Source organism: Pantoea sp. OXWO6B1, from assembly GCF_001641135.1.
Lineage (GTDB): Bacteria > Pseudomonadota > Gammaproteobacteria > Enterobacterales > Enterobacteriaceae > Pantoea > Pantoea allii.
Map to the genome: position 1 here is coordinate 2254733 of NZ_LWLR01000001.1, position 20556 is coordinate 2275288.

At 54.3% G+C, this 20556-nt stretch carries 19 protein-coding genes; 17 read left to right on the plus strand and 2 right to left on the minus strand.

Features of this window, described 5'->3' with window-relative positions:
* The first annotated feature begins 2 nt into the window (after window positions 1-2).
* From flgE to flgL, 8 genes are all read left to right on the plus strand, one after another.
* Window positions 3-1250, plus strand: a complete 1248-nt coding sequence (flgE, locus tag A6A26_RS12755) for a flagellar hook protein FlgE (RefSeq protein WP_063879063.1) — start codon at window positions 3-5, stop codon at window positions 1248-1250.
* A gap of 20 nt (window positions 1251-1270) precedes the next feature.
* Entirely contained in the window at window positions 1271-2029 is a 759-nt protein-coding gene (locus A6A26_RS12760) for a flagellar basal body rod protein FlgF (protein WP_063879065.1), read from the plus strand.
* 17 nt (window positions 2030-2046) lie between these two features.
* The gene (flgG, locus tag A6A26_RS12765) at window positions 2047-2829 is read left to right on the plus strand and encodes a flagellar basal-body rod protein FlgG (RefSeq protein WP_063879066.1); all 783 of its coding nucleotides are present in this window, start codon (window positions 2047-2049) and stop codon (window positions 2827-2829) included.
* Window positions 2830-2894: 65 nt separating this feature from the next.
* On the plus strand, window positions 2895-3599 hold the full coding sequence (locus A6A26_RS12770) for a flagellar basal body L-ring protein FlgH (protein ID WP_172823921.1): 705 nt from the start codon (window positions 2895-2897) through the stop codon (window positions 3597-3599).
* 9 nt (window positions 3600-3608) lie between these two features.
* Complete coding sequence (locus A6A26_RS12775) at window positions 3609-4718, plus strand: flagellar basal body P-ring protein FlgI (RefSeq protein WP_063879069.1); 1110 nt, start codon at window positions 3609-3611, stop codon at window positions 4716-4718.
* Window positions 4718-5662 (plus strand): flagellar assembly peptidoglycan hydrolase FlgJ, encoded by a 945-nt coding sequence (gene flgJ / locus A6A26_RS12780; protein WP_063879070.1) that lies wholly within the window; start codon window positions 4718-4720, stop codon window positions 5660-5662. Before A6A26_RS12775 ends, flgJ begins: the two co-directional genes overlap by 1 nt.
* Before the next feature lie 124 nt (window positions 5663-5786).
* The gene (gene flgK / locus A6A26_RS12785; protein ID WP_063879071.1) at window positions 5787-7427 is read left to right on the plus strand and encodes a flagellar hook-associated protein FlgK; all 1641 of its coding nucleotides are present in this window, start codon (window positions 5787-5789) and stop codon (window positions 7425-7427) included.
* Window positions 7428-7441: 14 nt separating this feature from the next.
* Window positions 7442-8404, plus strand: coding sequence for a flagellar hook-associated protein FlgL (gene flgL, locus A6A26_RS12790; protein WP_063879072.1), 963 nt, complete (start codon window positions 7442-7444; stop codon window positions 8402-8404).
* Between the two features lie 416 nt (window positions 8405-8820).
* On the opposite strand, the gene rne is transcribed toward flgL, so the two are convergent.
* Window positions 8821-12126 carry a ribonuclease E gene (rne, locus tag A6A26_RS12795; protein ID WP_063879073.1) on the minus strand — a complete coding sequence of 1102 codons (3306 nt, stop codon included), beginning with the start codon at window positions 12124-12126 and terminating at the stop codon, window positions 8821-8823.
* A gap of 570 nt (window positions 12127-12696) precedes the next feature.
* Between rne and rluC the strand changes: the two genes are divergently transcribed.
* Window positions 12697-13653, plus strand: a complete 957-nt coding sequence (rluC, locus tag A6A26_RS12800; RefSeq protein ID WP_063879074.1) for a 23S rRNA pseudouridine(955/2504/2580) synthase RluC — start codon at window positions 12697-12699, stop codon at window positions 13651-13653.
* Between the two features lie 11 nt (window positions 13654-13664).
* Here rluC and A6A26_RS12805 read toward each other — a convergent pair whose 3' ends face one another.
* On the minus strand, window positions 13665-14252 hold the full coding sequence (locus tag A6A26_RS12805; protein WP_063879075.1) for a Maf family protein: 588 nt from the start codon (window positions 14250-14252) through the stop codon (window positions 13665-13667).
* Between the two features lie 140 nt (window positions 14253-14392).
* On the opposite strand from A6A26_RS12805, the gene yceD reads away from it, so the two are divergent.
* From yceD to fabF, 8 genes are all read left to right on the plus strand, one after another.
* Window positions 14393-14914 carry a 23S rRNA accumulation protein YceD gene (yceD, locus tag A6A26_RS12810; RefSeq protein ID WP_063879076.1) on the plus strand — a complete coding sequence of 174 codons (522 nt, stop codon included), beginning with the start codon at window positions 14393-14395 and terminating at the stop codon, window positions 14912-14914.
* Window positions 14915-14928: 14 nt separating this feature from the next.
* The gene (gene rpmF, locus A6A26_RS24805; protein ID WP_013025362.1) at window positions 14929-15099 is read left to right on the plus strand and encodes a 50S ribosomal protein L32; all 171 of its coding nucleotides are present in this window, start codon (window positions 14929-14931) and stop codon (window positions 15097-15099) included.
* Between the two features lie 25 nt (window positions 15100-15124).
* Window positions 15125-16165 (plus strand): phosphate acyltransferase PlsX, encoded by a 1041-nt coding sequence (gene plsX / locus A6A26_RS12815; RefSeq protein WP_063879077.1) that lies wholly within the window; start codon window positions 15125-15127, stop codon window positions 16163-16165.
* Window positions 16166-17119, plus strand: coding sequence for a beta-ketoacyl-ACP synthase III (locus tag A6A26_RS12820; RefSeq protein ID WP_063879078.1), 954 nt, complete (start codon window positions 16166-16168; stop codon window positions 17117-17119).
* Window positions 17120-17135: 16 nt separating this feature from the next.
* The gene (gene fabD, locus A6A26_RS12825; RefSeq protein WP_063879079.1) at window positions 17136-18068 is read left to right on the plus strand and encodes an ACP S-malonyltransferase; all 933 of its coding nucleotides are present in this window, start codon (window positions 17136-17138) and stop codon (window positions 18066-18068) included.
* 10 nt (window positions 18069-18078) lie between these two features.
* Complete coding sequence (gene fabG / locus A6A26_RS12830) at window positions 18079-18813, plus strand: 3-oxoacyl-ACP reductase FabG (protein WP_014593428.1); 735 nt, start codon at window positions 18079-18081, stop codon at window positions 18811-18813.
* A gap of 153 nt (window positions 18814-18966) precedes the next feature.
* Complete coding sequence (gene acpP / locus A6A26_RS12835; protein ID WP_003849865.1) at window positions 18967-19203, plus strand: acyl carrier protein; 237 nt, start codon at window positions 18967-18969, stop codon at window positions 19201-19203.
* Between the two features lie 85 nt (window positions 19204-19288).
* A complete protein-coding gene (fabF, locus tag A6A26_RS12840) occupies window positions 19289-20530 on the plus strand; it encodes a beta-ketoacyl-ACP synthase II (RefSeq protein ID WP_063879080.1) in 1242 nt (413 codons plus the stop codon).
* Window positions 20531-20556 lie beyond the last annotated feature (26 nt).

The window sequence follows — 20556 nt, forward strand, 5'->3', positions numbered from 1 at the left end:
AAATGTCATTTTCACAAGCGGTCAGCGGTCTCGGCGCTGCCTCAAGTAACCTGGATGTTATCGGTAACAACATCGCTAACTCCGCCACAGCGGGCTTCAAATCCAGTACCATCGCGTTTGCCGACATGTTCGCCGGCTCTAACGTAGGTCTGGGTACAAAAGTTGCCGCCGTTATCCAGAACTTTAACGATGGTTCAACCACCACCACCAGCCGTGGACTGGATGTTGCGCTGAGCGGAAACGGTTTTTTCCGTTTGACCAACTCTGCGGGCGCGGTTTCCTATTCACGTAACGGCCAGTTCACACTCGATCAGAACCGTAACCTGGTGAATACCCAGGGTCTGAATGTAACCGGTTATCCGGCATCAGGCGTGCCGCCAACGATTCAAAGCGGTGCTAACCCGGTTGCGATTAAAATCCCAACCACGCAGATGTCTGCGAACGCGACCACCACGGCTAACCAGGTGGCAAAGCTGAACTCAACGTCTGCAACGCTGGATGACACCAAGTTTTCAGCCACTGACCCGACGACGTACAGTGCTAAAAACACAATTACCATGTACGACACGCAGGGTAACGCCCACTCGCTTGACATGTATTTTGTTAAGACGGCAAACAACACCTGGAAGATTCATGGCATTGACTCAACCGCGGGTTCCGCTGTGGGTAACTACCAGATGTCCTACGATGCCAACGGTCAAATGACCGGTGTGTCCAGCCTGGATGCGACAGGCGCCGTTGTCGCGGGTTCAACCACGCCAAGCACAGCCAGTATCACCATTCCTGGTGTCAATGGCGCAAATGGCACGACCGTGGCCTTGAACTTTGTGGGCAGCCTGCAGCAAAACACCGGTGCGACCACCTTTGGTAACGCCACGCAAAACGGTTATGCCCCAGGCGACCTGACCAGCTACGCCATTAATAATGACGGCACCATCACCGGCAGTTATTCCAACCAACGTACTCAGTTGCTGGGACAAATCGTTCTGGCGAGCTTCTCTAACCCGGAAGGCCTGAAATCTCAGGGTGACAACGTCTGGTCGGAAACGAATGCGTCTGGACAGGCTGCAGTTGGCCTGGCGAACACCGGAACATTTGGTTCACTGACCGCCGGTGCGCTGGAGTCCTCGAACGTTGATATGAGTAAAGAGCTGGTCAACATGATCGTCGCGCAACGCAACTACCAGGCGAACGCGCAGACCATCAAAACGCAGGACCAGATCCTTAACACCCTGGTCAACTTACGTTAATTCGCTAACGGGATTGCTCTATGGATCACGCGATATATACCGCGATGGGCGCGGCCAGTCAGACACTGGATCAGCAGGCGGTTACCGCCAGCAACCTCGCCAACGCATCAACGCCCGGTTTCCGGGCGCAGTTGAACGCGTTGCGTGCTGTACCGGTTACTGGCTGGTCGCTGCCAACGCGTACGCTGGTAACGGCGTCCACGCCGGGCGCCGATATGAGTCAGGGTGCAATGGACTACACCGAACGTCCGTTGGATGTGGCGATGCAGCAGGACGGCTGGCTTGCACTACGAACGGCAGACGGCAGCGAAGCCTATACCCGCAACGGTAATATGCAAATCCGTTCGGACGGCACGCTGACGGTGCAGGGCAATCCCGTCATGGGCGACGGTGGTCCGATTGTGATCCCACAAGGCACAGAGGTCACCATTGCGGCTGACGGTTCTATTACCGGACTTAACGCAGGCGACTCACCGAATGCCACGGTGCAGTTGGGTCGTCTGAAGCTGGTTCAGGCAACAGGTAAAGAGTTACAGCGCGGGGATGATGGCATGTTCCGTCCAACCGCCGCGACGCAGGCTACACGCGGCGCGGCGCTGCAGGCCGATCCCACCATGCAGGTGATGCCTGGCGTTCTGGAAGGCAGTAACGTTAAACCGGTCGAGACCATGGTCGATATGATCGCCAATGCCCGACGTTTTGAGATGCAGATGAAGGTCATTTCTAACGTCAACGAAAACGAACAAAAAGCCAATCAGTTGCTGAGCATCGGCAGCTAAGGCACGAGGATAAATACATGATTCGTTCTTTATGGATCGCGAAAACCGGTCTTGATGCACAGCAGATGAACATGGACGTTATCGCCAACAACCTGGCAAACGTCAGTACTAATGGCTTTAAGCGTTCACGTGCGGTATTTGAAGATCTGATGTACCAGACAATGCGTCAACCGGGTACCCAGTCATCAGAACAAACCACGCTGCCATCAGGTTTGCAAATTGGTACCGGTGTGCGTCCGGTGACGACTGAGCGTTTGCATACACAGGGCAACCTGTCGCAGACCAACAACTCGAAAGATATTGCCATTAACGGGCAGGGTTTTTTCCAAATCCAGATGCCAGATGGTACGTCTGCTTACACCCGTGATGGTTCGTTCCAGGTGGATCAGAATGGTCAGTTAGTGACCAACTCCGGTTTCCCGGTACAGCCAGGCATTACGATTCCAGCCAACGCCACCAGCATTACTGTGTCGCGTGATGGTGTCGTCAGTGTCACGCAGCAGGGGCAAACTCAGGCCGCGCAGGTCGGGCAGTTAACCCTGAGCACCTTTATCAACAACGCCGGTCTCGATAGCGTAGGTGAAAACCTTTACAAAGAAACCCAGGCATCCGGTGCACCGACTGACAGCACGCCTGGCCAGAACGGCGCAGGTCTGCTGTATCAGGGTTATGCCGAAACCTCCAACGTTAACGTTGCTGAAGAACTGGTCACCATGATCCAGACGCAGCGCGCCTATGAAATTAACAGCAAAGCGATCAGCACCTCCGATCAGATGCTGGCGAAGTTAACTCAGCTGTAATGCGAACAGGGCCGGCTCAGGCTGGCCTGAAGAATAGTCATTTATAAGGTCGTGACTCCGTGGCGATGCAACATATTCTCAAGCCTGGACATTGGTTAGTAGCAAGCCTGCTACTCACTCTTAACGGTTGTGCACTGGTACCGCGCACGCCGTTGGTGCAAGGGGCGACCACGGCTCAGCCGTTGCCATCTGCACCACCGGTGGTGAACGGTTCAATTTTTCAGGGCGTCGCGCCGCTCAACTACGGTTATCAGCCGCTGTTTGAGGATCGTCGCCCACGTAATATCGGCGATACGCTGACCATCACGCTGCAAGAAAACGTCAGCGCCAGCAAAAGTTCGTCCTCTAACGCCAGCCGAAACGGCAGCGGTAGCCTGGGCATTACCGCCGTACCTACGGGCCTTGCCGGTCTGGCAGGCGCTGCAGGTGAAAAAGCCAACTTTGCGGCAGGTGGCAAAAATGATTTCGCAGGTAAAGGCGGCGCGTCTGCCAACAACACCTTTACCGGCACCATCACCGTGACCGTGGATCAGGTTCTGTCGAACGGCAACCTGCACGTGGTCGGTGAAAAACAGATTGCCATTAATCAGGGCACCGAGTTTATCCGCTTCTCGGGCGTGGTTAACCCACGCACCATTAGTGCCAGTAACGCGGTGTTGTCAACGGCCGTCGCCGATGCACGTATTGAGTACATCGGAAATGGTTATATCAATGAAGCGCAAACCATGGGTTGGCTGCAGCGTTTCTTCCTGAACATCTCGCCGTTCTAAGAGGTTTCAATGAAAAAGTTAGCATTATGGCGTGTCGGTCTGTGGTTACTGTTAGGCGTAAGTCTGATGGCTCACGCCGATCTGATCCGCGATTTAACCACCGTACAAGGTGTGCGCGACAACCAACTGCTGGGCTATGGGCTGGTGGTGGGTCTGGATGGTACGGGTGACCAGACCACTCAGACACCCTTTACGACGCAGACTGTCAGCAACATGTTGTCCCAGTTGGGCATCACCGTGCCGCCCGGCACTAACATGCAGCTCAAAAACGTAGCGGCTGTAATGGTCACGGCTAAATTGCCCTCGTTTGCCCGTCAGGGACAGACGCTGGATGTGGTTGTCTCATCCATGGGTAATGCCAAAAGCCTGCGCGGCGGGACGTTATTAATGACGCCGATGAAAGGCGTGGATAACCAGGTTTATGCCCTGGCTCAGGGGAATATCCTGGTCGGTGGTGCGGGTGCTTCTGCCGGGGGAAGTAGTGTTCAGGTTAACCAACTGAACGGCGGACGTATTACCGAAGGCGCGACGGTTGAGCGTGAATTGCAGAGCAACTTTGGCTCGCAAAACACCATTAACCTGCAGCTCAACACCGCCGATTTCTCTATGGCGCAACGTATTGCGGATGCGATCAATGGACGTGGCGGCTACGGCTCTGCGCAGCCGCTGGATGCCCGCACCGTTCAGGTACGCGTATCACCTAACAACGGTGCACAGGTTCGCTTGCTGGCCGAGATTCAGAACATCGATGTGTCTGTCCCGGTTGAAGATGCCAAAGTCATTATCAACTCGCGTACCGGCTCTGTCGTGATGAATCGTGAAGTGAAACTGAACACCTGTGCAGTGGCGCAGGGCAACTTGTCTGTGACGGTTAATCAGCAGCAGAACGTCAGCCAGCCTGATACACCGCTGGCGGGTGGACAAACCGTGGCAACCACCAATACACAGATCGACCTGCGTCAGAGCGGCGGTGCCCTGCAACGGGTGAATTCCAGCGCCAACCTGAACAGCGTGGTACGTGCACTGAATGCCCTGGGCGCATCGCCTATCGAGCTGATGTCTATTTTGCAGTCAATGCAGAGCGCGGGTTGCCTGCGCGCTAAACTGGAAATTATCTGATGAATGATGCGCAATCGCTGATGAATGCGGCTTTTGACAGCCGCTCACTGAACGACCTTAAACGCCAGGTCACCGCCGATCCGAAAGGAAAAGCGCTGCAGGTGGCACAGCAGGTCGAAGGGATGTTTGTTCAGATGATGCTAAAGAGTATGCGCGATGCGTTACCGCAGGACGGCGTACTCAGCAATGAACAGACCAAACTTTTTACTTCAATGTACGATCAGCAGATTGCGCAAGACATCGGAAAACGTGGCCTGGGCCTGGCGGATATCATCGTGAAACAGATGGAACCCGCCAAAGCCCCGGATGAGACCGCCGGCACCGTTCCGATGAAACTGGATAACAGTTTCATTATGAGCAATATCGGGGCAACGCCACTGGAGCAGATGGTGCGCAAAGCCATGCCGCGTCTGCCGCCAGCCTCGCCAACGGGACTGCCCGGCGACAGCCGCGATTTTATTGCCCAACTGACGCAGCCTGCTCAGGCTGCCAGCCAGCAGAGCGGGATTCCGCACCACCTGATTCTGGCGCAGGCTGCGCTGGAGTCCGGCTGGGGGCAACGTCAAATCCTGACCCGTGACGGTAAGCCGAGTTACAACGTCTTCGGCATTAAAGCCAGCGCCAACTGGAAGGGTGAAACAACCGATATCATGACCACGGAATACGAGCATGGCGAAGCAAAAAAAGTGCGCGCCAGCTTCCGCGTTTACGGATCGTATTTCGAAGCGTTGAATGACTACGTCAAACTGATTTCAAACAATCCACGTTATGCGGCCGTAACAAATGCGCAGAGCGCGGAGCAGGGCGCACAGGCATTGCAGGCTGCCGGTTATGCGACCGATCCAAAATATGCACAGAAACTGGTTGGAATGATTCAGCAATTCAAGAGCATGGGTGAAAAAGTGGTTAAAGCGTATAGCCAGGATTTAAGCACCCTGTTCTGATTATTCGGCCTCAAGTTTCACTTAAGCATGCCGATAATAACAGCAAGAGCCAGGCGCGCCAGCGTACGTTGGCGACCACACTGATGACAGCGACCCGTCCAACGGGGGAATGTAAGGAACCGAGATGTCCAGCATAATTAACTCCGCAATGAGCGGGCTCAGTGCCGCACAGGCCGCCTTAAGCACGACCAGTAACAATATCAGTAATTACACTGTCGCGGGCTACTCGCGTCAGACCACCATTCTGGCCGAAGCAAACAGTACCCTGCAGGGGAAAAGCTATTACGGCAATGGTGTTAACGTCACCGGTGTTCAGCGTGAATATGACGGTTTTATCGCCGCTCAGCTGCGCGGATCGTCGGCCAATTATAATGCGGCGAATACCCAGTATTCGCAGGTATCTAATATTGATGATCTGATGTCGACGTCGACCACTAACCTGTCAACGGCGATTCAGGGCTTCTTCAGCAACATGCAAAACGTGGTCAGTAACGCCAACGATCCGGCGGCGCGCCAGTCGATGCTCAGCAACTCGCAGGGGCTGGTTAACCAGTTCCAGACTCAGGCGCAGTACCTGACCAACATGCAAAACAGCGTGAACACCAATATTGCCTCTAACGTCGATCAGATTAATACCTTCACCACGCAGATCTCGAATCTTAACCAGCAAATTGCCAAACTAAGCACGGCTAACGGTGCAACACCGAATGATTTGCTTGATCAGCGCGATCAGTTAGTGAACGGCCTGAATAATATCGTTGGTGTGACAGTGTCACAGCAAGACGGCAGCTATACGGTTTCGATGGCGAACGGCACGTCACTGGTGAATGGTTTTCAGTCCACCAAGCTGGTGGCCATGCCGTCCAGCAGTGACCTGACGCGCACCACAGTAGGTTATGTCGACCCTCAGGCTGGCAACGTGGAGATTCCGGAATCGTCTCTGACCACGGGGTCGCTGGGCGGTATGCTGAGCTTCCGTTCGCAGGATCTGGACCTGGCACAAAACCAACTGGGCCAGTTAGCGGCTGCCTTTACGACCAGTTTTAACACCGTGCACAAGCAAGGCTTCGACAGCAACGGTAATCAGGGCGTCGACTTCTTTAATATCGGCAGTCCTACGGTGCAGGGGAACAGCAAAAATACCTCTTCTGCCACCCTGACGGCAGCGTGGACTGACACCAGTGCCCTGCAGGCATCAAACTATACCGTCAGCTATGACGGGACAAACTGGTCAGCGACACGTTTGTCAGATAACACCAAAACCACGCTCACACCCACTACCTCGGGCGGCGCTACGACGCTTAACCTGGATGGGATGAGCCTGACGGTCAACGGCACGCCAAACGCCAAAGACAGTTTCCTGGTGAAACCGGTTCAGAACGTGGTTAACGGCATGTCGGTTGCTATTACCAGCGGATCACAAATCGCCGCGGCGGCCGCGACCGGCGGTGAGAGTGATAACCGCAATGCGCAAAAGCTGCTGGCATTGCAGGATGCCAAAGTCGTTAACGGCAACGCGACGATTTCCCAGGCTTACGGCGCGATGGTGAGTACCGTCGGCAACAAAACCCAGGCACTCAAAACCGCCAGCACGACGCAGCAAAACGTGGTGACGCAGCTAACCAACCGCCAGCAATCTGTTTCTGGCGTGAACCTGGATGAAGAGTACGCGAACCTGACGAAATACCAACAATATTACATGGCGAATGCGCAGGTTTTAAAAACGGCCAGCACCGTTTTTGACGCCCTGCTTAGCATCAACTAAAAGCAGAGGACATCATGCGACTCAGTACAAATATGATTTTTGACCAGCAGGTTCGCGGCGTTAGCGATGCGCAGTCCTCTTGGTTAAATGCGGGAAAACAGCTTTCCACCGGACTCAGAGTGTCTAATCCTTCAGACGACCCGATTGCCGCGTCTCGTGCGGTCGTGCTGTCGCAAACGCAGGCGCAGGCAAGCCAGTATTCTGTCGCGCGTACCTTTGCCGACCAGGGATTATCGCTGGAAGAAAACACCCTTAATGGCGTCACGAACAGCATCATGAGCGCGCAGTCGATGATTGTGGCCTCCGCTAATGGTTCCTTAAGCGACGACGACCGTGCTTCTTATGCCACGCAGCTGGAAGGGGTTCGTGCGCAGTTACTCAATCAGGTAAACAGCAAAGATGCCAACGGACGTTATATCTTTGCAGGTTACAAAACGGATAGCCCACCGTTTGTGGATGGTGCGGGCGGCGTCACTTATCAGGGCGGAACCGATGCGATTACCCAGAAAGTGGACACTGACCGTACGATGACCATCGGTCACACCGGCAACAGCATCGTGATGTCGATTACCAGCAATGCGGTGAAAGAGCCTAACGGCGGTACCAGTGAAACGAACGTGTTTAACATGCTGGACAGCGCCATCAGTGCGCTGAAAGTGCCGCAAAACGGCGCGGACGATGCGACGAAAGCCACGTTTTCTGCGGCAATGGATAAAACCAGCCGTGGCCTGAGCAACTCGCTTAACAACGTGCTCAGCGTCCGTTCCGAGATCGGTACCCAGCTGAAAGAGTTAGATACGTTGAATGCACAGGGGGACGATCGCAAGGTAATTTATGATTCCCAGATGAGCAGCCTGGTGGACGTTGATTACACCCAGGCGATCTCCAGCTACACCATGCAACAGCAGGCGCTGCAGGCTTCTTACAAGACCTTTACCGATATGTCTCAGATGTCACTGTTTCAGTTAAATTCATAAAACGAAATTTGGGCGTACTTTAACCGGGTGCGCTTAGTTTTTCCCACCTTCCCGATAAGGGATGGTGGGATTTTTTTTGCCTGGATATTCGCCCTTTCACGGAGGTCGGTATTGATGCGTCCGGTGGCGTATCAGTCAGGGCTGAGGCTAAATCCTCTGCCCGGCATAACGACACGCTGGTGGTGGGATAAGGGGGAAAGCTGGCTCGCCGACGATGAAGAGGTAAGGCTGCTAGCAGGGGACAGGCAATGGACGGCTACGAAGGCTGGCAGAGGGGTTGACTGTCTGGCGACAAAGCCCGGAGTTTCCACATGCAGTCGCCAGGGCACAAAAGTGGCTTTCTCTTCGTAATACAGCAGACAACAGGCAATAAAAAACCCGGCCGGAGCCGGGTTTGTCGATACCGTTACCTGGCCTTACGGCTTGGTAGCAGGTGCAGTGGCCTGATGGGTGGCGCTATGGCCGCCCGCCGATCCTCTGCCATCAAACTGGAAAGAAGGACGCTGCCAGTCACTCTGAGGCGCAGGCTCGGGTTGCCATGCAGGTGCAGGTGCCTTAGTCATCGGCGCAGAGGCAAAATGCTTCCAGCGCGTTTCGACATTGGCGTTAACCGCCTCTACAGGAACATCGCGTGCGGCAACCGGCGCATGAGGTTCGCTAACCGGAGTGAGGGTTTCCTCAGCGGCGACAGGCGCGTTTAAGACCTCTTCCACCTGGGCTTCGGTCGCTGCGCTCACGTCGGTGCCGGCATGTTCTGCCGTTGCAGATTGCGCCGTTTCTACTGCGGCGGATGCTACTGCGGTTGGTGCGTTAACCTCAGGTTCTTCGGCAACGTCAGCAGGCTGTGCCTGTTGCGCAATCTCTTCAGCACGGGCTTCAACGGCCGCTGGAATTACCGCGGGTTCATGATTCACCGGCGCATCAATCGCGTGGGTATCATCAGTATTCACCACAGTAACCGGAGTTTCAGCCTGCGGTTCAGCAATTTGCACCGGTGCAGCCTGGGAAGCAGGGGCTTCATCAGTCACGACAGGCAGTGCAATGGCTGGTGCCGTTTCTTCGCGGTGGTAATCTGGCGTCGTTTTCGCTGTGTCCTGAAGGGTTTGCTCTTCATTCGTTTGCGCGACCGGATAACGAACCCAGACTTTGCCCGAGGCCATTTCAGGAGAAGCCGAGGCGGCTTCTAACGGCATGGCGGACTGCGTCGGGTAACGCTCATCACGGTAACGACGGCGACGCTGACCACTGACACGCAGATGACGAGGCGAACGGCGTGAACGGCGCGGCATATTGGCATTATCGCGACCGTCATGTTCCTCCGTCTCCTCAACCTGCGAGGTTTCAACAACAGGCTGAACCTGACGAGCTTCAACAGGTTCAGCTGACTCAATAGCCGCCACCTGAGGCTGGTCAGTGTTTTCGCCAACGCGGATTTTCTGCGTCAGTTGACGTGGTTTGCGGCGTGGCATTACCTGCACGCGCTCATCTTCCTGCGCATCCACAGCGACCGGGGCTACAACCTCAACGGCTTCTTCAACCGTGGTGCTGACATCCTGCTGGGCGCGTTTCTCTTCCTGACGGCGACGCTGACGTTCAGCACGCTGTTCGCGGCGCTGTTGCTGCTGCTCATCACGTTGCTGACGGGCTTCGTCGCTCAGTACCGGACGATCGTCACGCGCTTCATTCGGCTGTGCCTGACGCTTGTTGCGGCGATTGTCTTCACGCGGTTCGCGGCTGTCGCGAGGCTCGCGGTTATCACGAGCGTCACGGTTGTCACGAGATTCGCGGTTATCACGGGATTCACGCTGCTGCGTGCTGTCGCCATTACGTGGCGTACGCTCGCGACGATTGTTGTTGCGGCGGTTGTTACGACGATCGCCACGCTGATTGCCATTTTCTTCTTCGCTGGCTTTCTGCGGTTCAGAAACCTCAGCAACAGGCTCGGCAGCAGCTGGAGCAGGTTCGCTAGCAAACAGTTTTTTCAATCCACCTAACAAACGGCTTACCAGGCCCGCACTGGCAGGTGCTGCCGAAGCAGCAGGGGCGGTCTCAGTAACCGACGCTGGAGCAGCGGTAACCACATCCGGAGAGGCTTCCGCAGGTGCCGGCGGCGCATCAGGCATCACAAACGCTGCCAGCGCAGGTTGCTCCGGACGGCGACGTTCGGCATGTTCCTCTTCTGATGGCATCGCCATCTCAGCTTCATGCAGCTTCGGCAGGTGGTAGCTCAGCGTCTGGGTTTCCTCACCTTTACGCACGCGTAAAACGGAGTAGTGCGGCGTTTCCATTCTGTCGTCAGGAACGATGACCGCACGCACGCCGCCCTGACGTTTCTCGATAGCATTCACTGCTTCACGTTTTTCGTTCAGCAGATAAGAGGCAACCGGAACCGGCACAATGGCATGCACTTCTTTGGTGTTGTCCTTCAGCGCTTCTTCTTCAATCAGGCGCAGAATAGACAATGACAGGGATTCGTTATCACGAATGGTGCCGGTGCCGCTACAGCGCGGACAGACGTGATGGCTGGACTCGCCCAGCGATGGGCTGAGACGCTGGCGGGACATTTCCAGCAGGCCAAAACGTGAAATATGGCTGATTTGAATACGAGCGCGATCCTGACGTACGGCTTCACGCAGACGGTTTTCAACCGCGCGCTGGTGACGAACGGGCGTCATATCAATAAAGTCGATAACGATCAGACCGCCGAGATCGCGCAGACGCAACTGACGGGCAATCTCATCGGCGGCTTCAAGATTGGTATTAAAGGCGGTTTCCTCAATATCACCGCCGCGAGTCGCACGTGCGGAGTTGATATCGATGGCAGTCAGCGCTTCGGTACTGTCGATAACGATCGACCCGCCGGAAGGCAAGCGGACTTCGCGCTGGAAAGCGGATTCAATTTGCGATTCGATTTGATAATGGCTGAACAGCGGGATCTCACCGGTGTAGAGCTTAATCTTGCTGGTAAAGTCCGGACGACCCAGGGCAGCGATATGCTGACGAGCTAGCTCCAGGACTTTCGGGTTATCGATAAGAATCTCACCGATATCCTGACGTAAATAATCGCGGAACGCGCGCACGATTACGTTGCTTTCCTGATGAATCAGGAAAGGCGCAGCGCGGCTGTCAGCGGCTTTTTTGATGGCTTCCCAGTGCTTCAGGCGGAAACTGAGATCCCACTGCAGGGATTCGGCAGATTTGCCGACGCCAGCGGTACGAACAATCAGCCCCATGCCATCCGGGAGTTCCAGTGCCGACAAGGCTTCTTTCAGCTCGGTACGGTCATCACCTTCAATCCGACGTGAAATCCCACCCGCACGCGGGTTGTTTGGCATCAATACCAGGTAGCTACCGGCCAGAGAGATAAAGGTAGTGAGGGCCGCGCCTTTGTTGCCGCGTTCCTCTTTATCGATCTGAACAATCACTTCCTGACCTTCACGCAGCACGTCTTTAATATTCGGACGACCGTGAGAGTTGTAGTGAGCAGGGAAGTATTCGCGGGAAATTTCTTTCAGGGGGAGGAAACCGTGACGTTCTGCACCGTAATCGACGAAGGCCGCTTCAAGGCTGGGTTCGATACGGGTAATTTTACCTTTGTAGATGTTGGCTTTTTTCTGTTCGTGTCCTGGGCTTTCGATATCCAGATCGTACAGACGTTGACCATCAACCAGGGCAACGCGCAACTCCTCCTGCTGAGTTGCGTTAATTAACATTCTTTTCATCGTGACGTACTCGTTATTCTTTCATGAGTGATTAAAGCTGCGGGCATAGTTACCCTGGACGAGTATCAACCGATGGCCCCGTGACTTAGTGCAATGTCGTCAACCTCACGGTTATCGACCGCGCGAGGGGCGCAAATAACGTCGGTGGCCTGTTTTTCATAAGGAACAACAGCACCAGATAGTGGAAATGCGAGAGATAATTCAGTAAACCCGAGCACTCCATCTCATGTCCAGGCCGCAACCCGCAGCCCGCTAACTGTCTGATTTCGCATTACGTCTTACGCCATTGCTGCGTGTCTGCTCAATCCGACAAAATAACTAATTTCGCTGTTTTCTTCTCTGAATCTTCAGCTAAGAAACCTAAGCATTATTCCACTGCTAACCTTCATATAGCAAGGCGACTTTAACTCACTGATCAATTTTCTTTACATTTTAAGAACCCTGCGACAGAAAGTGCGCCAGTGCTGCTGTAAATCACAGCAATCACATTGCCCGTTCTGAGGGGACGCAGAGAGTTAAGCACAGAAAAAGGGGTGGCGCTATCAGGGGACACTATTTAGAATCGCCGCCATGAAAACAGAGAATCCCGGCGTACAATTTGTCGCCATCACGGCTGAAAATGCCGGACAGCGTATTGATAACTTTTTGCGCACCCATTTAAAAGGTGTGCCAAAAAGCATGATTTATCGCATCGTGCGTAAAGGCGAGGTGCGGGTGAACAAGAAACGCATTAAGCCGGAGTACAAGCTTGAAGAGGGCGATGAGGTCCGCATCCCGCCGGTGCGCGTGGCCGAACGGGATGACGAAGCCGTGTCGCCGAAGCTGGCAAAAGTGGCTTCGCTGGCAAACGCCATCCTCTTTGAAGATGACCACCTGTTGGTATTGAATAAGCCCTCCGGAACGGCGGTACACGGCGGCAGTGGGCTAAGCTTTGGCGTGATTGAAGGGCTGCGCGCGTTGCGTCCCGAAGCCCGTTTTCTGGAGCTGGTGCACCGTCTGGACCGGGACACATCCGGTGTTTTACTGGTCGCTAAAAAACGGTCTGCCTTGCGCTCGCTGCACGAACAGCTGCGCGAGAAGGGCATGCAGAAAGATTATCTGGCGCTGGTACAGGGCAACTGGCCTTCACATTTAAAAGTGGTTCAGGCTCCGCTGCTGAAAAATATTCTACAAAGCGGTGAGCGCATGGTGCGGGTGAGCGGAGAAGGCAAACCTTCAGAAACCCGTTTTAAAGTGGAAGAGCGCTTTGACGGTGCCACGCTGGTCAAAGCCAGCCCGGTTACCGGGCGCACCCATCAGATTCGTGTGCATACCTTACATGCCGGTCATCCGATTGCGTTTGATGACCGCTATGGCGATCGGGCGTTTGACAGCCAACTGGCTCCCACGGGGCTTAACCGCTTGTTCCTGCACGCGGCCGCGCTGACCTTTACTCATCCCAACAGCGGTGAAACGCTGCGCATGGAAGCGCCGCTGGATGATAAGTTACAGCACTGCCTGACGAAGCTGCGCCAGCAGAAGAGCTGACGCACGGGGCATCAGTCCTCTAATGGATTGATGCCTGCTTCGCGCAACATGTCGGTCAGCGCAATCAGCGGTAAGCCCACCAGCGTATTCGGATCGCGTCCCTCCAGGCGGTCAAACAAACAAATCCCCAGTCCTTCGCTTTTAAAACTGCCCGCGCACTGCAGCGGTTGCTCCTTCTTTATATACGCACGAATTTCCTGCTGGGTTAAGGTCCGGAAATGCACGGTGAAAGGTTCGCAGCAGTGCATTAAGCGCTGGCTGGCAGGGTGATATAACGCCAGCCCGGTATAAAAGGTAACGCTGTTACCGCTGGCGGCGCGCAACTGTGCTTCCGCGTTTGCCTCGGTATGGGGTTTACCGGTTATCACGTCATCCAGTACGCACACCTGGTCAGAGCCAATAATCCAGTGGTCGGGGTAGCTTCCGGCCAGCGCCTGCGCTTTGGCGATGGCGAGTCGCGTCACCAGTGCCTCTGCGCGTTCATTCTCTAACGGCGTCTCATCTGTTTGGGGAGAGGCGACCGTAAAAGGCAAGCCCAGCCGGGCCAGGAGCGCCTGACGAAAGGGGGAGGTTGATGCTAAAAGAATCGATGCTGTCATTTTTTTTCAATATTGATAGCGAATTGGTGACAGTCATTTTAAACTGTGCGCCGCACTGGATGCGAATAGTGGTTGAAAGATGCTGTTTAACGGCCTTTTTCTTTGACTCTATGTGATTACAAAGTTAATATGCGCGCCCTATGCAAAAGGTAAAATTACCCCTAACGCTGGACCCAGTCCGCACCGCTCAGAAACGCCTCGATTATCAAGGTGTTTATACCTCTCAACAGGTTGAGCGTGTCGCTGAGTCGGTCGTTAGTGTGGACAGTGATGTAGATTGTGTCATGTCGTTTGCGGTTGATAACCAGCGTCTGGCAGTACTGACGGGTACTGCTGAAGTACAAGTTACGCTGCGGTGTCAACGCTGCAACCAGGTTTTTCCACATCATGTACACGTAAGCTATTGCTTCAGTCCTGTGTCGTCTGACGAGCAGGCCGAGGCGTTGCCGGAAGCGTACGAGCCGGTTGATGTCAACGAGTTTGGTGAGATCGACCTGCTGGCAGTTATCGAGGATGAAGTTATTCTCGCGCTGCCTGTGGTTCCGGTGCACGATTCTGAACACTGTGAAGTGTCCGAGGCGGACATGGTGTTTGGTCAGTTGCCTGCAGAGGCAGAAAAACCAAACCCATTTGCCGTATTAGCCAGTTTAAAGCGTAAGTAATAGGAGTAAGGTCCATGGCCGTACAACAGAATAAACCCACCCGTTCTAAGCGTGGTATGCGTCGTTCGCACGATGCTCTGACCACTGCCACTCTGTCAGTAGATAAAGTTTCTGGTGAAACTCATCTGCGTCACCACATCACTGCGGATGGTTACTACCGCGGTCGCAAGGTTATCGTTAAGTAAGTTCTTTGCTTAGCAAGGCGATACCTTGGCACGTTTGACCCTGGCTATCGATGCCATGGGCGGGGACTTCGGCCCCTGCGTGACGGTGCCTGCAGCATTGCAGGCACTGGCCTCTCATTCGGAAATTATCCTTCTTCTTGTCGGAGATCCCGACATTCTCACGCCATTGCTTGCCAAAGCGGATTCCTCCTTACTGGAGCGACTGCAGGTTGTGCCTGCCGAATCAGTTATTGCAAGTGATGCGCGACCCGCACAAGCCATCCGTAACAGCCGCGGCAGTTCAATGCGAGTGGCGTTAGAGTTGGTCAAAGAAGGGCGGGCCCAGGCCTGCGTCAGCAGCGGCAACACGGGCGCGCTGATGGGGCTGGCGACACTATTACTTAAGCCGCTGGACGGCATTAAACGTCCGGCGCTTATGACCGTTTTACCCCATCAGCAGAAGGGAAAAACGGTCATTTTAGATTTAGGTGCCAATGTCGACTCTGACAGTGCGATGCTGGTGCAGTTTGCGGTGATGGGCTCAGTTATGGCGGAAGAAGTGCTGGGCATTGCGAATCCGCGTGTGGCACTTCTCAATATTGGTCATGAAGAGCACAAAGGGCTTGAAAGCATCCGCGATGCGGCGTTAAGTCTCAAGGCATTGCCGCAGATTAACTACATTGGTTATCTCGAAGGTAACGATTTACTGACTGGCAAAACGGATGTGCTGGTCTGTGATGGTTTCGCTGGAAACATCACACTGAAGACCATGGAAGGCGTAGTAAGAATGTTTCTTTCCCTGTTCAAGTCGTCAGGGGAAGGTGAAAAGCGGTCGTGGTGGCTGACGTTGCTGGGGCGCTGGATTAAAAAGCGTTTGGCCAGGCGCTTCGGGCATCTCAACCCCGACCAGTACAATGGCGCTTGTCTGTTAGGATTACGCGGGACAGTGATAAAGAGCCATGGCGCAGCAAATCAACATGCTTTTGCCGTGGCGATCAATCAGGCCGAGCAGACGGTGAGGCGGCAGGTTCCTGAACGCATTGCCGCCCGTCTGGACGCTGTATTAGCCAGGAGTGACAAAGCCTAGATGTTTACCAAAATTATCGGTACGGGCAGTTATTTGCCCAGCCAGATCCGCACCAATGCCGATCTGGAAAAAATGGTGGAGACCTCGGACGAGTGGATTGTTACCCGTACCGGCATTCGTGAGCGCCGTATTGCTGCTCCGGATGAGACTGTCGCAAGCATGGGGCATCAGGCTGCACAGCGTGCACTGGAAATGGCAGGCGTCGACGCCAATGATGTGGGGCTGATTATTGTCGCAACCACGTCTTCCAGTCATGCCTTCCCAAGCTCTGCCTGCATGATTCAGCAGATGCTCGACATCAAAGACTGTGCGGCATTTGACCTTGCAGCGGCCTGTGCTGGCTTTACCTATGCGTTAAGCGTGGCCGATCAATATATTAAAAATGGTGCGGTAAAGCATGCGTTAGTCATCGGGGCTGATGTCCTGGCGCGTACGCTCAATCCTGACGATCGCGGTACGATCATCCTGTTTGGTGATGGTGCGGGTGCCGTGGTGCTGGGTCAGAGCAAAGAGCAGGGGATCATTTCAACCCACCTGCACGCGGACGGCCGCTATGCCCAATTGCTGACGCTGCCTTATCAGGATCGTGCGAATCAGGATCAACCCGCTTATCTGACGATGGCAGGCAACGAAGTCTTCAAAGTGGCGGTAACAGAGCTAGCGCACATTGTTGATGAGACGTTGCAGGCAAACAACATTGCGCGTGAAGAGCTGGACTGGCTGGTGCCGCATCAGGCTAACCTGCGTATTATCAGCGCCACGGCGAAAAAACTGGGCATGACCATGGAAAAAGTGGTGGTCACACTGGATCGTCATGGTAATACGTCAGCCGCGTCTGTGCCAAGTGCGCTGGATGAGGCCGTGCGCGATGGCCGCATCAAACCCGGACAACTTATTTTGCTGGAAGCCTTTGGTGGTGGATTCACCTGGGGTTCTGCGCTGGTTCGCTTTTGATTGACAGGAACTGAAAATGACGCAATTTGCTTTTGTTTTCCCAGGTCAGGGCTCACAGACCGTGGGCATGTTAACGGAACTGGCTGCTGCTTATCCGGCCGTTGAAGCCACGTTCCGTGAAGCTTCTGACGTCCTCGGTTATGATCTGTGGCAGTTAGTCAGCCAGGGACCTGCTGAAGCGTTAAATAAAACCTGGCAGACACAGCCTGCGCTACTGGCGGCTTCGGTAGCTATCTACCGTGTCTGGCAGCAACAGGGTGGCAAACAGCCAGCCCTGATGGCCGGTCATAGCCTGGGTGAGTACTCAGCGCTGGTCTGCGCAGGCGTGCTGGATTTTGCGGACGCCATCAAGCTGGTTGAACTGCGTGGTAAACTGATGCAGGAAGCCGTGCCAGAAGGCACCGGCGCTATGCAGGCGATCATCGGTCTTGATGATGCAGCCATTGCAAAAGCCTGTGAAGAGAGTGCGCAGGGCGAAGTCGTTTCGCCGGTAAACTTCAACTCGCCAGGTCAGGTGGTGATCGCCGGTAACAAAGATGCGGTTGAACGCGCGGGTGCAGCCTGCAAAGCGGCAGGTGCAAAACGTGCGCTCCCGTTGCCGGTAAGTGTTCCTTCCCACTGCGCGCTGATGAAGCCAGCAGCCGATAAACTGGCGCTGACGCTGGAAAACATCACCTTTAATGCGCCAGTGGTACCGGTTATTAATAACGTGGATGTAAAAGCAGAAACGGACGCCGACGCGATTCGTCATGCGTTGATTCGTCAGCTTTACAGCCCGGTACGCTGGACAGAAAGCGTCGAGGCCATGGCCGCTCAGGGCGTCACTCAGCTGTTTGAAATGGGACCAGGTAAAGTCCTTACCGGTCTGACAAAACGCATTGTAGACGGCCTGTCAGCAGCAGCGGTGAACGATACTGCGTCATTGACTGCGGCGCTTGCACAGGAATAAGAGGAAAATCATGAGCTTTGAAGGTAAAGTAGCGCTGGTAACTGGCGCAAGCCGCGGCATCGGCCGTGCGATTGCAGAAACCCTGGCCGCACGCGGTGCGAAAGTGGTCGGTACTGCAACCAGCCAAAGTGGTGCCGATGCTATCAGTGATTACCTTGGCGATAAAGGACAAGGTCTGCTGTTAAACGTGACGGATGCCGCTTCTGTAAACAGTGTTTTAGAGAAAATTCGCGCGGAATTTGGCGAAGTGGACATTTTAGTCAATAATGCAGGCATTACGCGTGATAATCTACTGATGCGTATGAAAGACGATGAGTGGCAGGATATCCTTGATACCAACCTCACATCGGTATTCCGTCTTTCTAAGGCGGTGATGCGTGCCATGATGAAAAAGCGCATGGGTCGTATCATCACCATCGGTTCTGTTGTTGGAACCATGGGCAATGCGGGTCAGGCAAACTACGCTGCAGCAAAAGCAGGTTTGATTGGCTTTAGCAAATCACTGGCGCGGGAAATCGCGTCACGTGGCATTACCGTCAACGTCGTGGCTCCGGGCTTCATAGAGACCGACATGACGCGGGCACTGAACGAAGATCAACGTTCCGGTATTCTGGCGGAGGTCCCAGCGGGTCGCTTAGGCGAAGCGCAGGAAATTGCTAATGCCGTTGCATTCTTAGCCTCTGACGAAGCAGCCTACATCACGGGTGAGACGCTGCACGTCAATGGCGGCATGTATATGGTCTGATAATTACGAAATCATTTGCATTATTTGCGGATAAAACCGCACAATAGCGTAAAATCGTGGTTCGACCAGCCGGGATTTTGTTGCATCTTTTTCAACATTTTATACACTACGAAAACCATCGCGAAAGCGAGTTTTGATAGGAAATTAAATAGTATGAGCGATATCGAACAACGCGTTAAGAAAATCATCAGTGAGCAGCTGGGTGTGAAAGAGGAAGAAGTGACCAACTCTGCATCTTTCGTAGAAGACCTTGGTGCCGATTCTCTTGATACCGTTGAGCTGGTAATGGCTCTGGAAGAAGAGTTTGATACTGAAATTCCAGACGAAGAAGCTGAGAAAATCACTACCGTTCAGGCAGCGATCGACTATATCAATAGCCATAAAGGCTAATGAATATCTTCAGGCGGTCAATTGACCGCCTGAGTTTTATGTTTGCCCCTCAATAGTCATTTTTATCCCTCCCTGGAGGACGAACGTGTCTAAGCGTCGTGTAGTTGTGACTGGTCTTGGCATGTTGTCTCCTGTCGGCAATACCGTAGAGTCTACCTGGAGTGCTCTCCTTGCCGGTCAGAGCGGCATTAACCTGATCGACCATTTTGATACCAGCGCCTATGCAACACGTTTTGCAGGTCTGGTAAGAGATTTCAATTGCGATGACTTTATCTCTCGTAAAGATCAACGCAAGATGGATGACTTCATTCAGTACGGCATCGTGGCAGGCATTCAGGCCATGCAGGACAGCGGTCTGGTTGTGACCGATGAAAATGCAGGCCGGGTTGGCGCAGCAATTGGTTCGGGCATCGGTGGTTTGGGTCTAATCGAAGACAACCATACTTCTCTGGTGAACGGCGGCCCGCGTAAAATTAGCCCATTCTTTGTGCCTTCCACGATAGTCAATATGGTGGCGGGTCATCTCACCATCATGTATGGCTTAAAAGGCCCCAGCATTTCCATTGCGACCGCCTGTACTTCTGGCGTGCACAATATCGGTCATGCTGCACGTATCATCGCGTATAACGATGCTGACGTGATGCTGGCGGGCGGTGCGGAAAAAGCCAGTACGCCACTTGGCGTAGGTGGATTCGGCGCGGCGCGTGCGCTGTCGACGCGCAACGAAAACCCTCAGGCGGCAAGCCGTCCCTGGGATAAAGACCGTGATGGATTTGTACTGGGTGACGGGGCGGGCATTATCGTACTGGAAGAGTACGAGCATGCTAAGAAACGTGGCGCAAAAATCTACGCGGAAATCGTGGGCTTTGGGATGAGCAGCGATGCTTATCACATGACCTCACCGCCGGAAGACGGTTCAGGTGCAGCCGCTGCAATGATCAACGCGTTGCGTGATGCGCAGATGACGCCAGACAAGATTGGTTACGTCAATGCACACGGTACTTCAACGCCAGCGGGTGACAAAGCAGAAGCCCAGGCCGTGAAATCGGTTTTTGGTGCAGCAGCCAGGACGGTGATGGTCAGCTCGACCAAATCCATGACCGGCCATCTGCTGGGTGCGGCGGGCGCGGTTGAGTCGATTTATTCGATTCTGGCCCTGCGCGATCAGGCGGTTCCACCGACGTTGAACCTGGATAACCCTGACGAAGGCTGCGATCTTGATTTCGTACCGCATACCGCACGTCAGGTTTCGGGACTGGAATACGCACTCTGTAACTCCTTCGGCTTCGGCGGCACCAACGGCTCGCTGATTTTCCGTAAAATCTAAACATCGCGTTTATGATTGCTGTAAAG